Origin of the sequence: Bacillus sp. SDLI1 (assembly GCF_001553895.1) — a bacterium.
In the GTDB taxonomy this organism is placed as follows: domain Bacteria; phylum Bacillota; class Bacilli; order Bacillales; family Bacillaceae; genus Bacillus; species Bacillus siamensis.
In genome coordinates, this window is the sequence record NZ_CP013950.1 from 1,120,469 (window position 1) to 1,133,137 (window position 12,669).

The following is a 12,669-nucleotide window of genomic DNA, read 5'->3' on the forward strand; positions in this document are numbered from 1 at the left end:
AATTATTTAACATTATAACATGAATAAAAATTAATTCAATTGTATATTTAATATTTTTCATTCATTTCCCATCTGTTTTTGCCGACAAAAAAACAGGCTGATTTGATCAGCCTGTTTTCTTCAGCATCATCAGCCCGCTTATAAAAAACAGCACAGAGCTTGCGTAAAAAATAATGTGAACCGTAAAGAAGTCAGCGAGAAAGCCGCCCAGAATGATGGCGGCAGCGGAAAATACAGCCGTCCAAAAATGATAACTGCCGACTTTTTTCCCCCGCTCCCCGCCGTCGGTGTAATCGGCGATCACTATTTTTTCGCCGTGTTTTTGCATGGCGCCGAACAGGCCTAAAAGCACCTGCACAACATAAACCTGGTGCACGCCGGTGATGTGCGGGAGCGTCAGGAGAAGCACCGCCATGCCCCACGAATTCGCCATAAGGAACCAGCGGGGATCAAGTCTTGCCGACAGCCGGCCGAGCAGCGGATGGATCAAAGCGCCGCTCAGGCCGAACAAGCCGTATGACAAACCGAATTGCGTGTAGCTGGAACCGATGTTTTTAATAAATAAAATATAAAAAGGAAAGATCAGGCTGCCGGCAAAAAAGACACTGCTCTGAGACAGGATCAGCCATTTTAAATGATTGTGTTTCATGATTTGTACCTCTGATAAAAATAATTCATAAATAAGTCATCCGGATCATACTTGCGCTTTTTCTGAAAGAACATGTCGGTCTTCGGATACGCCTTGCGCATCTGCTCTTTCGTTTGGTACAGCATATACGGCAGATAATAGCTGCCGCCGTGGCGCAATGCCGTGTCCGTCATTTTTCTGACGATCCGCGCCGCACTCGCCTGACTGTCTTTCGAAAACCCTTCATTGATTAATAGAACGAGCGAAAACATATCATCCTTTGCATATGACAGGTCGGCTTTTTCATTTTTTTGCACGTAGCGGATCGTAATATTTACGAGATTGAGATCTTCGTGTGACAGCGCCGTGCGCAAATCATGAATGTACGGCGCAAATTCGCCGACGGGCACGAAGTATTCCTGAAGCACGTCGGTGTTGTCTGGGTTTTCATACTCCAAAAATTTCGATTCTGACCTCATGACATTATTCCTGGAGATTTTCACGCCGTTTTGGCTGAGAAAATAAGACTGCTGGGCCGACCAGAGCCAATTTCTTCCCCAGTCATACCGGCGGGAGAGGCCGAGCGCGAATTTCGTCAGCGCCGGATGCTCATCTTCTTTCAGTTCATTGTGCTGCTTTAATTCAGTCTGATTGTCTGAGAGCGTGTAATCAGTCACATACATCTCGTGTAAAAAGCCTTTATCCCCTGTAGCAATCCGCGCAAGATGCATGCGCACGGCAGGATTGTGCTGTACATGCCGGGTAAAATATTGACTGTATGTATCAGCGTTCATGCGTTTCGTTTTCATTTCGTATAGCTCATCATCTGTCAGCTCAATATCTGCGTCAAGAATCACACCGAACAGGCCGTACCCGCCGATGACGGCTGAAAACAGGTCATCTTTCGGGGTGACCGTAACGATTTTGCCGTCCGCCTTTAAAAGATGAAACGATTTAACCGTATCAATCAGCGAGCCGTACCGGATATCCCGGCCGTGAGCGTTGGCGCTCAGTGAGCCGCCGATCGTAAAGATGTTTTGCGACTGCATGACCTTTACCGCGAGCCCGTACGGATTGACATACCGCTGAATATCATTCCACGTCGCCCCCGCCTGCACTCTGATGATTTTTTTCTTTCGGTCGAGACCGAGTATTTTGTTGTATCCCGTCATGTCGAGAACGATACCGTCTTCATAATACGTCTGGCCGCCCATTGAGTGCTGGGCGCCTGCAATCGAGATCTTCAGATGCTTTCTCTTTGCTTCCTTAATCGTTTCGACCAATGTTTCTTTCTCTTTTCCTTTGACCGTCTGCTTAATTTTCACCGGCATGAGACGGCTGACATCCGTCATTGTTCCCGCCTGCTGATGCTGCTCTTTGTGGAAGACAGAAACAGCGAACAGCGCCGTATAAACAAGGATGCTAAGGATAATGAGAAGTATTTTTTTCTTCATATGTTCCTCCCTCGCGTGCAGCCGGTCTATTATATCACGACTTCCGCCCTCTTTTTTCCTTTTTATCCCGATACCGAAAAAAACTCCGAATGCTGGAACACTCGGAGTTTTTTTAGTAATTTGCCCTTTTTTCCGCACGCCGGCCTCAGCGACCGCCGAAATTTTTTTAGTTGGTATATACTCTTTATATATAATAAACATGTTAAATGAGGTGGGAACGTGAACATAAAAGGAATCAATCATCTTCTTTTTTCTGTTTCAAATTTGGAAAAATACATAGAATTTTATGAAAAAGTATTTCATGCACAGCTCCTGGTGAAAGGGCAAAAAACAGCATATTTTGATCTGAATGGGCTTTGGCTTGCACTGAACTTAGAGGAAGATATTCCAAGGAATGAAATACATAAATCCTACACACATACGGCTTTTTCAATTGATCCAAGATTTTGATGCAATACATCAAAGGCTGGAAAATCTAAATGTAAATATATTAAACGGACGGCCCCGAGATCAGCAGGATCAAAAATCAATTTATTTTACTGATCCCGATGGACATAAATTTGAATTCCACACAGGCACACTCCAAGACAGACTGTCTTATTACAAAAAAGATAAACCCCATATGACGTTTTATATATAAAGGTTTTATGCAGACAAAAGAAAAGCACCTCCAAACTTTAGGGTGTACCTAAAATCCGGGGTGCATTTTCTTATTACTGAATCCCTAATGCGATTTTCGCGTAGCGTGACATTTTGTCTCTCGTCCACGGCGGATTCCAGACGATGTGGACCTCCGTCTCTTTTACATCCGGAATGTCGGCGAGCGCTTTTTTCACCTCGTCGACGATGATCGGAGCGAGCGGGCACCCCATTGATGTCAGTGTCATCGTAACGTGCGTCAGGCCGTCGTCATCCATATCAACGTCGTATACAAGGCCGAGATTGACGATATCGACGCCGAGCTCAGGGTCAACAACCTGCTCCAAGGCGCCCATGATGTTTTCTTTTAATGCTTCTTCCACGTTCCATCACTCCTTTTTCCTCAGTATAACGTAAAAGCGGGTTTTGTTAACACCTTTGTGCTTTATAAATGCTTATCGAACCAGGCGACGGTTTCTAAAACGGCGTATCTCGGGACTTTATGGTCAGCCCGTTCGTCTTTCAGAAACTGAAGATGGTCAGGCCGGCTGCTGTAATGAGGTTTAATCGTTTCATAAAAGCCGCGGGTCGGTGCATACGGAACGACTTTGTCTTGAACGCCGTGCCAGAACAGCAGCGGGCGGCTCCGGAGTTTTTCCGGTTCCAGACTGAGATCAAACGGTTTGAGCCGCGCAAACAGTTCATCGACCTGTTCTTTTGTGACGTCAATGTCGATGTCCTGCTTTTGAATGTGGTCAATCTGCTGCTGAAAAAACGCCGTATAGTTCGGGCTTCCCATCAGGCTGACGCCGGCTTTGACCCAATCATACGCGGCCATCGCGCCGAATGTCGTAATTCCGCCCATTGACGTGCCCGCAAGACCGATCCGCCCGTCTTCAATCAGACCGCGCGCTTCAAAATCCTTTTTCAGCACGTCAAGCTCCTCGATTTCATTTAATACAATGTCCCAAAAATGGACGGCGAGCTCTTCTGCTGACAGCTGTTCAGCGCGTTCACCGTGGTAAAGAGCTTCCGGCAGCACCGCCCTGAAGCCCTTTTCAGCAAGCAGGTAAGCGAAATGAAGATTATGCTCCTTCGCGCTTGTAAAACCGTGAATAAAGAAAACAAGGGGAGCGGGACGGTCCCGATTTTCTTCTTTTACAATATGTAAAAACGGAATGCCTGATACGGTTTGATGATCAATAAGAATCACGTTGACTCCCTCCTTAGGATAACCATAATCATAAGTGTAACATGTAGACAATAAAGATGGTAAAAAGCTACACTGTACATAAGAGAAAAACAGCAAATTACATGACAAAAGGAGTTATTTATGGAGACAAAACCTTACCTCATCGCTTTAGATCTGGATGGAACCTTATTAAAAGATGATAAAACCATTTCCCCTGAAACGGCGCGGACGATTCAGACGCTGAAAGAAGCGGGTCATCATGTCTGCATCTCAACCGGCCGCCCTTTCCGTTCCAGTTCGATGTATTATGACGAGCTCGGGCTGACAACGCCGATTGTCAATTTTAACGGGGCATTTGTCCACCACCCGAAAGACGAGTCATGGGGACGATACCACACGTCCTTATCTGTCGATGTGGTCAGACAGCTTGCCGAACTTACAGAGACCTATCAAATACATAATGTGCTCGCTGAGATCATTGATGATGTGTACTTCCATTATCATGATGAGCATTTAATTGAGGCGTTTCATATGAATACGGCGAATGTCACATTCGGCGATCTGCGCGAAACAGTCCAAGAAGATGTGACGTCCGTATTGATACATGCAAAGGAAGAGGACGTCGCGGACATACGCGCGCATTTATCCGATGTGCACGCCGAGGTCATTGACCACAGAAGATGGGCGGCTCCTTGGCATGTGATTGAAATTATTAAACACGGCATGAATAAAGCGGTAGGCCTGAAGAAAATCAGCGACTATTACCAAGTGCCGAGAGAACGGATCATCGCGTTCGGCGACGAAGACAACGATCTTGAAATGCTCCGATTTGCCGGGTGCGGCGTAGCGATGGGAAACGGCACGGATGAAGTCAAACAGGCCGCCGGCCGCGTCACGGGATCAAATGAAGCGGACGGAATCGCCGAATTTTTAAAATCCTATTTCTCCCTGTGAGGTTTTGCCGCTCATAACACAAAGCCTTCCGCCCATACTAAAACAGACGACTCATCTCGTCTAAATATGGAAGGGGGACATTGCAATGGGTAAACGAAACAAATCAAAACGGTTTATTCAGCAAGGCAAGGACTCTGTCAGTCTTCATGACGCAAGATTTCCATATCGGTCTACATTAGAGGAAGCACAGCATGATGCAGCAAAAGATTCGGCTGAAAGGCAGGTTGACTTTTAATGAGAAACGAACTGTTTTCTCAAGCCAAGTCATTTGTCCAGCAGGCCGTCATGATTGCTAACGGTTTCGAGGACGGCGATCAGGAAAAAGCCGTCTCACGCGCCAAAAACGCCGTGTCTTCCGCGTACGCCAATTCGACGGATGCAGAACGTCAGCAGCTGCACCAATTTCAGGATCAGCTGGAGAAATTGCAATAAAAAAAGGCGCCCCGTTTAGACGAGGGCGCCGCTTTTTTATTTCACTTCAAATGTTTTTACCGTTTTCAGCCTTTTTCCGATCTGATCGGACTTCCCTAAAAACGTCACCGTCACCGTGTATGTTCCCGGACCGGGCACGTTTTTCCACACATCTGAAAAGTCATACGTTTCATTCGGCATTAAGGTCACGGTCTGAAACGCCTGAGTAAACATTTTGTCTTTTGAATAGCGGTACAGTTCTTTGTGATGTTGGTCATGTACGGTCAATTCGAATTTCTGCCCTGAGCTGAATGTGAAATCGATCGGGCTGCCGCTCTTGTTTTTTAAAGACATTTGAAATTCGATCTGCTGATCCGTCTGCACAGGGTTTACGGCTAATTCCGCTTGCTGTTCATTCATCTCTCCGGATACCTCCTCAGCGGGCTCCTTCTGCCCGGATTGACTGCTGCATCCGATCAGTAAAATGACCGGTAATAACAGGCCAAACAGCCACTTCATTCTATCCGCTCCTATCAGTCTTTTCTGAAGAAACCAAAGATCCCCGTCGTTTGCACGATGTTTGTGAAGGCTTTCGGGTCGACTTCTTTCACGATTTTCTCGAGGTCATACAATTCGTACCGCGTGATGACGATGATCATCATTTCTTTCTGTTCGTTTGTGTAAGCGCCTTTTGCCGGCACCGTCGTAATGCCGCGGACCATTTTCCCGTAAATCGCTTCTTTGATTTCATCGGCTTTTTTCGTAACGATCATGGCGGTCAGTTTCATGTGGCGGGTGTGAATGGCGTCAATCACCCTTGTTGTGACATACAGAGCGACAAGGGTATATAATGCTTTCTCCCATCCTTGCAATAATCCTGCCGTCAAAATGATAATCCCGTTCAAAATGAAGAAATATGTGCCGACCGGTTTATCCTTCCATTTGGCCAGCACCATCGACACGATATCAAGACCGCCTGTCGAAGCGCCGAATTTCAGCGTTAAACCGATGCCGATAGCTGAGATGACTCCTCCGAATACGGTATTCAGAAGAATATCGTGCGACAGTCTCATTTCCGGGAGAATTCCCATAAAGACGGACGTCATCGCTACGCTTAATATGCTGTATACGGTGAATGATCTGCCGACTTTCAGCCACCCTAACACACCGATGGGAATGTTTAAGAGGAACATGAGAACTCCTGTCGAAATATAAAAGGGGGCGTATTGATCAACGACGCTTGACAGCAGCTGGGCGACACCGGTAAAACCGCTGGCATATACATTCGCCGGTATCAGGAATAAATTCAGTCCCGCCGCATACAGAAACGCGCCGATGACGACGATTGCTAATTTTTTTGCTTGTTCTAGTACCATGGCTTGCTCCTCCGCTCATTTTCATTATTAGCTTTTCCCTTAAAATAAAGTTTTGAACACTATTTTGCCACATTTATATGATATAGTTGGCATCACTCTCACCAATCGGAAAGAAGGGAATTATGATGACAGTTCACCTTATTGCTGACAGCGCCTCTGACCTGCCGAAATCTTATATTGAAGAAAACCGGATCGGGTTCATTCCGCTGCACGTAACACTTGACGGAAACGAATATGAGGACACGGTCACCATTCAGGCGGATCATATATTTCAAGCGATGCGGGACGGGAAAGTTCCGAAAACATCCCAGGCATCACCGGATACGATAAAAAAAGTATTTTTACAATACGCGGAACTGGGAGAACCGGCGATATACATCGCCTTTTCCTCAGGTCTTTCCGGCACCTATCAGACGGCGGTGATGATCGCCAATGAAGTAAAAGAGGAATTTCCCGATTTTGATTTACGGATTGTAGATTCCAAATGCGCTTCATTGGGCTGCGGCCTTGCGGTGATGCACGCGCAAACACTCTGTGTTAACGGGAATACAATACAAGAAATCGAAACGTCTGTAAAGAGCTTTTGCGCACGGATGAAACATATATTTACGGTCGATGATGTCGCTTATCTCGCGCGGGGCGGCAGAATTTCAAAAACGTCCGCTTTTGTCGGGGGCTTTTGAACATCAAACCGATCCTGCATGTGGCTGACGGCAGACTCGTGCCGCTCGAAAAATTGCGCGGACAGAAGAAACTGTTTAAACGGATTTTAGAAATGATGAAGGAAGAAGGCGGCGATTGGCCGGATCAAACAGTCGGAATCAGCTATGCCGACAATGAAGAGACGGCGCTTCGCATGAAAGAGATGATTGAAGATGCGTTCGGTCCGAAAGAGATCATTCTTCATTCAATCGGTTCCGCCATCGGCGCCCATTCCGGTCCGGGAACGCTCGCGATTTTTTTCCTGAAGCCATAATTTCCAATGCCGGCGGGCATCCTATCGTAAAGAAGGGAGGCTTTGCCATATGAAAGATGATGACAAAAAACCGCTGGATCATAACGCCTTAAATCAAAAAAAGAACCGGCTTGCCGAAAAAAACCGGCAGGCGGGAAAAAACCAGAATTCAAAAAAACCGGACCATCTGTAAATGCAAAACAGCCCTCTTACCTTAGAAAAAGAGGGCTGTTTTTTCTGTACGGCCATAAGTTCGCCAGTTACATAGTAAACCGGCGGATCTGATAAATAAATGCAGGATATAGCGGATTTTGAGGAAATAAAAAACATCGGTTTTTGTTCACCGATGTTTTTGCAGAATATTTATTGTTTTTCGTATGTCCAGCCGTTTTCCTGATACACTTTGCCGTTTTTCATCAGGTGCCCGAGCGCCCGCTTAAAGGCGGCTTTGCTTAAATGAAACCGTTCGCGGATATCGTCAGGATGGCTTTTGTCTCCGTAAGGCATTGCGCCGTTTCTTGATCTCAGATAGGTCAGAATCTCTTCTGCGTCAACCGAAAGCGCGTCCTGCTTTCTCGGCAGCAGCGACATGTTGACGGACCCGTCTTCCTTCACCTCGATGACACGCCCTGTCACGCGGCTGCCGAGTCTCGGCTCTTCCTTTCTTTCTGAAGGGTGAATAAACGCGCGGATGCCTTCATCTGTAATCAGAAAAGAGCCAGATGCGATCAGTCTGTACACCGTGCCTGTCAAGTCTTTATTCATGACGTCTTCCTCTGCATCCGTAAATAATTCGCTGATGATATCCTCCGGCGCCGGCTTGGCAAACATGCGTCCGCGGCTTGTCACCTTCAGCATGCAATACAGTCTGTCGCCTTTCTGCGGCCAGACGGATTTGTACGGAGGCAGGTGCTCCGTTGCGACAAGCGCGTCTTTTGACAGACCGACGTCGACGAATACGCCCATATCTTCCACAGCGTCCGTCACTTCCACCCATCCGTAATCATAAAAGCTGATAAGCGGCTTTTTCATCGTCGCCGCGAGTCTTTCCTGATGGTCGACGTAAATAAATACGTCCACTTCATCTCTGTCTTCGATATCTTCCGTGATTTCACTGTTATGTAAAAGAACCGTATCCTCGCCGTCCGTTAAAAAATAACCGAAATCGGTCTGGTGATCTATACTAAGCGTGAGCTGCTGCCCTGGTTTCATGTTATCGTCCTTCCTGCTTCGCCCGTCAGAGGCTGATGTTTTTCTCATTTTTTCCAATTCGCACAAATTCATGCTTTGTGCTGTTGGACATTTCTCTTTATTCTACTATAATCAACACATAAGTGAAATGTTATAGGAGGTTTTCTCATGGCAAAAGAAAGTTCTTTTGATATTGTATCCAAAGTTGAATTTCCTGAAGTGCAGAATGCGATTCAGATGACGCTGAAAGAAATCAGCACGCGCTATGACTTTAAAGGATCTAAAAGCGATGTGACTTTAGAAAAGGAAGAACTTGTTCTGATTTCTGATGATGAGTTTAAATTGAATCAGCTCAAGGATGTGCTGAGCGGCAAGCTGATTAAACGGGACGTGCCGACGAAAAACATTGAATACGGCAAAATCGAAAATGCATCGGGAGGCACGGTGCGCCAGCGCGCGAAGCTTGTACAGGGGATTGATAAAGACAACGCCAAAAAAATCAACGCGGTGATTAAAAACTCCGGCTTGAAGGTTAAGTCGCAGATTCAGGATGACCAAGTGCGCGTCACCGGAAAAAATAAAGATGATCTGCAGCAGATTATTGCAGCTGTCCGCGGAGCAGACCTGCCGATTGACGTTCAATTTATTAATTTCAGATAAATTATGTGATTCCTATTGATTATTGTCTCTATTTTCGGTAAATTTGGAGAAAGGGATTTTCACAGTTAAGTTTTGGAAACCCATGACAATTACATGAACGTTCTTATCAAGAGAAGCCGAGGGACTGGCCCGACGACGCTTCAGCAACCGGTGTAGTGGTTTACCCAAACCATGACCAAGGTGCTAAATCCAGCAAGCTAAAAACAGCTTGGAAGATAAGAAGAGAGACAAATGATTACAAAGTCTTCTTCTTAAGAAGACTTTTTTTATTTCTCTTTTTTCCTTGCTGAATGTGATGAAGGAGGCAAACAATGGGACTATTACAAGACTTAGAAGAACGGATTTTAATCGGAGACGGCGCGATGGGCACTCTCCTCTACTCCTACGGCATTGACAGATGTTTTGAGGAGCTGAATGTATCTAAGCCCGATGAGATCAAGCGGATACATAAGGCATACGTGGAAGCAGGTGCAGACATCATCCAGACGAACACGTACGGCGCGAATTTTATTAAGCTCTCCAGATACGGCCTTGAGGATGAAACGAAAAAAATCAATCAGGAAGCGGTCAAAATCGCGCGCGCTTCCTCAGACAGCGCTTATGTATTGGGAACGATGGGCGGCATCCGCACCTTTAACAAAAACGCCTACAGCCTTGAAGAGATTAAACGCAGCTTTCGGGAGCAGCTTTATTTATTGCTGCACGAAGAGCCGGACGGCCTGCTTTTGGAAACATACTATGATTTAGAAGAGGCGCGCGAAGTGCTGAAGATCGCCAGAAAAGAAACTGAACTTCCGATCATGCTGAACGTATCCATGCACGAGCAGGGCGTGCTTCAGGACGGAACGCCGCTTCGGGAAGCTCTCAGTTCAATTGCCGATCTCGGCGCTGATATAACGGGAATCAATTGCCGGCTCGGCCCGTACCACATGATTGAAGCGCTGACAGAAGTGCCGATTTTCCGTGACGCTTATTTATCGGTCTATCCGAACAGCAGTCTTCCGTCCTTAGAAGAAGGCCGGCTTGTTTATGATACGGATGATGCCTATTTCCGGGAAAGCGCCGTACAATTCCGCACTCAGGGCGCTCGCATTATCGGCGGCTGCTGCGGCACGACGCCCAACCATATCAGAGCCATGGCTGAAGCGGTCCGCGGACTTTCACCCGTCACTGATAAAGAAGTGAAAATCAGGCGGGAAGAAGAAGTCATCTCAGTCCGGGATGAACGGACCGAGCCGGGTTTAAACGAAATCGCCGCGCAAAAACGGTCAATTATCGTAGAGCTTGACCCGCCGAAAAAATTGAATTTTGACAAATTTCTGCAAGCGGCGGCAGAATTAAAGGAAACCGGCATAGAAGCACTGACGCTCGCCGACAATTCATTGGCGACACCGAGAATCAGCAATGCCGCCTGCGGTTCATTGCTGAAAGAACGCCTTGATATCCGTTCTCTCGTCCATATTACATGCAGAGACCGCAACATCATCGGCCTTCAGTCACATTTAATGGGGCTGGATACGCTCGGGCTTACCGACATTTTAGCCATCACCGGCGATCCTTCAAAAATCGGCGACTTTCCGGGGGCTACCTCCGTCTATGATTTAACGTCCTTTGACTTGATCAGACTGATTAAACAATTCAACGAGGGCATTTCTTTATCGGGGAAACCGCTCGGCAAGAAAACAAACTTTTCCGTAGCAGGGGCGTTTAACCCGAATGTCCGTCATTTGGATAAGGCCGTAAAACGGCTGGAGAAAAAAATCGAGTGCGGCGCTGACTACTTCGTGTCTCAGCCTGTCTACTCAGAGCAGCAGCTCATTGACATTCATCATGAAACAAAACATCTCAATACACCGGTGTATATCGGAATCATGCCGTTAACGAGCAGCCGCAATGCAGAGTTCATTCATCATGAAATCCCGGGCATTAAGCTGTCTGACAGCATCCGCGAAAAAATGGCGCTCGCCGGCGAAGACAAGCGGAAGCAGAAAGCCGAGGGCCTTGCCATCGCCAAGTCGCTTCTTGACACTGCGTGCGAACTGTTCAACGGAATTTATTTAATCACCCCGTTTCTCCGGTCTGATTTGACGTCAGAGCTTGCTGCTTATATTAAGCAAAAGGATGAAAAGCGGGCCGATGTATATTTGCATTAATAATCAAGAAGCCGCCTGATGTGACAGGCGGCTTTTTATCACAGCAGAAGACACGTACGCAATCAGACACGACGTGCTGCGCGGCATGGCGGCGCTTGAGGAATACCGGACGCAAAAAGCGGGAAGCACGTTAGATGTCACGTAAAGGGATATTATGAAAAGCTCGGCTGGAAAAGCACCGGCGGCCCCTTTGAATACCCGGCACCGGCCCCCCATGTGATCATGTATAAAGAATTCTCCTGAAACAGAAAAAGCCCCCAGAGAAGCATCCTCTGAGCGCTTTTGCATCAGCTGCCGTATTGACGCCTCCCCGCTTTTTTATTACCCTTTGTTCATAAAGCAACATGCAATTCGGCAAGGACACCGGGTATGAAACGATATCTGTCAACTGCTGATCAGCTATTTTTTATGAAAAGGGAGTATGAGATGAATACGATCCAAAAACCGAAAATCCCGAAAGAGCTGCCGGTGCTTTCTTTCGCTGAAGCGCTTCAGGACGATCAGATCAAAGAAGCGGTCATTGAAAACGGCATCATAAGCGGCAAACTGCACGGCCTGCGCGCCGAAAAAGTCATTTTCAGAAATACCGTTTTTACAGATGTCTCTTTCAGACATATGGAATGTACGGATGTTTTGTTTGAAAAATGTGATGTTTCAAACGCAGATTTCAGCGGAAGCATCATCCATAGAACAGTCTTTCAGCATTCAAAACTTCTCGGTTTGAATCTGGCCGATGCTGCCATGCGCAATGTACGGTTTGAAGACTGCCTCGCAAATTACAGCTCCTTCAGCTATTCCAATATGAAGCATGTCCGGTTCGACACGTGTGCTCTTACAGAAAGCGAGTGGAATGATGCCGCGCTTGAACACACAGATCTTGAGGCATGTGATCTGAACGGCGCGAACTTCATCGGCACATCCCTTTTTAACATGGATATCAGCACGTGCACATTTGATCACCTGCACATCTCACTTGATAAGCTGAAAGGATGCCGAATCTCTCCGGCGCATGCCGTTACATTCGCAGAAGCGCTCGGAGCCATTGTAACGTGACCT

At 46.8% G+C, this 12,669-nt stretch carries 14 protein-coding genes, 3 pseudogenes and 1 riboswitch; of the genes and pseudogenes, 10 read left to right on the forward strand and 7 right to left on the reverse strand.

The features are described from left to right. Window positions 1-106: 106 nt before the first annotated feature. Window positions 107-649 carry an MFS transporter gene (locus AUL54_RS05030; protein WP_016938260.1) on the reverse strand — a complete coding sequence of 181 codons (543 nt, stop codon included), beginning with the start codon at window positions 647-649 and terminating at the stop codon, window positions 107-109. Further along, a complete protein-coding gene (locus AUL54_RS05035; protein ID WP_060965054.1) occupies window positions 646-2,082 on the reverse strand; it encodes an FAD-binding oxidoreductase in 1,437 nt (478 codons plus the stop codon). Before AUL54_RS05035 ends, AUL54_RS05030 begins: the two co-directional genes overlap by 4 nt. Before the next feature lie 219 nt (window positions 2,083-2,301). On the opposite strand from AUL54_RS05035, the pseudogene fosB reads away from it, so the two are divergent. After that, a pseudogene (gene fosB / locus AUL54_RS05040) lies at window positions 2,302-2,722 on the forward strand (metallothiol transferase FosB). Between the two features lie 73 nt (window positions 2,723-2,795). Here the strand turns inward: fosB and AUL54_RS05045 are convergent. Both AUL54_RS05045 and AUL54_RS05050 read right to left on the reverse strand, forming a co-directional pair. Beyond that, entirely contained in the window at window positions 2,796-3,104 is a 309-nt protein-coding gene (locus AUL54_RS05045) for a metal-sulfur cluster assembly factor (RefSeq protein ID WP_003155088.1), read from the reverse strand. A gap of 62 nt (window positions 3,105-3,166) precedes the next feature. Further along, window positions 3,167-3,934 (reverse strand): prolyl oligopeptidase family serine peptidase, encoded by a 768-nt coding sequence (locus AUL54_RS05050; RefSeq protein WP_007409140.1) that lies wholly within the window; start codon window positions 3,932-3,934, stop codon window positions 3,167-3,169. Window positions 3,935-4,054: 120 nt separating this feature from the next. Here AUL54_RS05050 and AUL54_RS05055 point away from each other — a divergent pair, with 120 nt between their 5' ends. The 3 genes from AUL54_RS05055 (at window position 4,055) to AUL54_RS05060 (ending at window position 5,299) form a co-directional block, all read left to right on the forward strand. After that, window positions 4,055-4,867: a Cof-type HAD-IIB family hydrolase gene (locus AUL54_RS05055; RefSeq protein WP_029973157.1), complete on the forward strand. Its 813-nt coding sequence runs from the start codon at window positions 4,055-4,057 to the stop codon at window positions 4,865-4,867. Window positions 4,868-4,952: 85 nt separating this feature from the next. After that, window positions 4,953-5,102, forward strand: coding sequence for a hypothetical protein (locus AUL54_RS21470; protein WP_003155094.1), 150 nt, complete (start codon window positions 4,953-4,955; stop codon window positions 5,100-5,102). Next, on the forward strand, window positions 5,102-5,299 hold the full coding sequence (locus tag AUL54_RS05060) for a DUF3813 domain-containing protein (RefSeq protein ID WP_003155097.1): 198 nt from the start codon (window positions 5,102-5,104) through the stop codon (window positions 5,297-5,299). The genes AUL54_RS21470 and AUL54_RS05060 overlap by 1 nt, the downstream gene beginning before the upstream one ends. A 36-nt stretch (window positions 5,300-5,335) precedes the next feature. On the opposite strand, the gene AUL54_RS05065 is transcribed toward AUL54_RS05060, so the two are convergent. Beyond that, the gene (locus tag AUL54_RS05065; RefSeq protein ID WP_007409142.1) at window positions 5,336-5,797 is read right to left on the reverse strand and encodes a BsuPI-related putative proteinase inhibitor; all 462 of its coding nucleotides are present in this window, start codon (window positions 5,795-5,797) and stop codon (window positions 5,336-5,338) included. 14 nt (window positions 5,798-5,811) lie between these two features. Next, window positions 5,812-6,654 carry a YitT family protein gene (locus tag AUL54_RS05070; protein ID WP_007610547.1) on the reverse strand — a complete coding sequence of 281 codons (843 nt, stop codon included), beginning with the start codon at window positions 6,652-6,654 and terminating at the stop codon, window positions 5,812-5,814. A 125-nt stretch (window positions 6,655-6,779) separates the two neighbouring features. Between AUL54_RS05070 and AUL54_RS05075 the strand changes: the two are divergent. Then, window positions 6,780-7,630 (forward strand): annotated as a pseudogene (locus AUL54_RS05075) (DegV family protein). 49 nt (window positions 7,631-7,679) lie between these two features. Next, entirely contained in the window at window positions 7,680-7,802 is a 123-nt protein-coding gene (locus AUL54_RS21110; RefSeq protein WP_101605560.1) for a DUF3941 domain-containing protein, read from the forward strand. Between the two features lie 170 nt (window positions 7,803-7,972). Here the strand turns inward: AUL54_RS21110 and AUL54_RS05080 are convergent, their stop codons facing one another. Further along, window positions 7,973-8,869 (reverse strand): CvfB family protein, encoded by an 897-nt coding sequence (locus AUL54_RS05080; protein WP_201025258.1) that lies wholly within the window; start codon window positions 8,867-8,869, stop codon window positions 7,973-7,975. Between the two features lie 99 nt (window positions 8,870-8,968). On the opposite strand from AUL54_RS05080, the gene AUL54_RS05085 reads away from it, so the two are divergent. The 4 genes and pseudogenes from AUL54_RS05085 to AUL54_RS05100 all read left to right on the forward strand — a co-directional run bounded on the left by AUL54_RS05085 (window position 8,969) and on the right by AUL54_RS05100 (window position 12,666). Beyond that, complete coding sequence (locus tag AUL54_RS05085; protein ID WP_060562135.1) at window positions 8,969-9,460, forward strand: YajQ family cyclic di-GMP-binding protein; 492 nt, start codon at window positions 8,969-8,971, stop codon at window positions 9,458-9,460. 100 nt (window positions 9,461-9,560) lie between these two features. After that, a riboswitch (SAM riboswitch) is annotated at window positions 9,561-9,682 on the forward strand. A gap of 89 nt (window positions 9,683-9,771) precedes the next feature. Next, window positions 9,772-11,613 (forward strand): bifunctional homocysteine S-methyltransferase/methylenetetrahydrofolate reductase, encoded by a 1,842-nt coding sequence (locus AUL54_RS05090; protein ID WP_060963107.1) that lies wholly within the window; start codon window positions 9,772-9,774, stop codon window positions 11,611-11,613. A 76-nt stretch (window positions 11,614-11,689) separates the two neighbouring features. Then, window positions 11,690-11,856, forward strand: a pseudogene (locus tag AUL54_RS21630) (GNAT family N-acetyltransferase); the annotation flags it as partial. Window positions 11,857-12,039: 183 nt separating this feature from the next. After that, window positions 12,040-12,666 (forward strand): pentapeptide repeat-containing protein, encoded by a 627-nt coding sequence (locus AUL54_RS05100; RefSeq protein ID WP_060963109.1) that lies wholly within the window; start codon window positions 12,040-12,042, stop codon window positions 12,664-12,666. The last annotated feature ends 3 nt before the right edge of the window (window positions 12,667-12,669 follow it).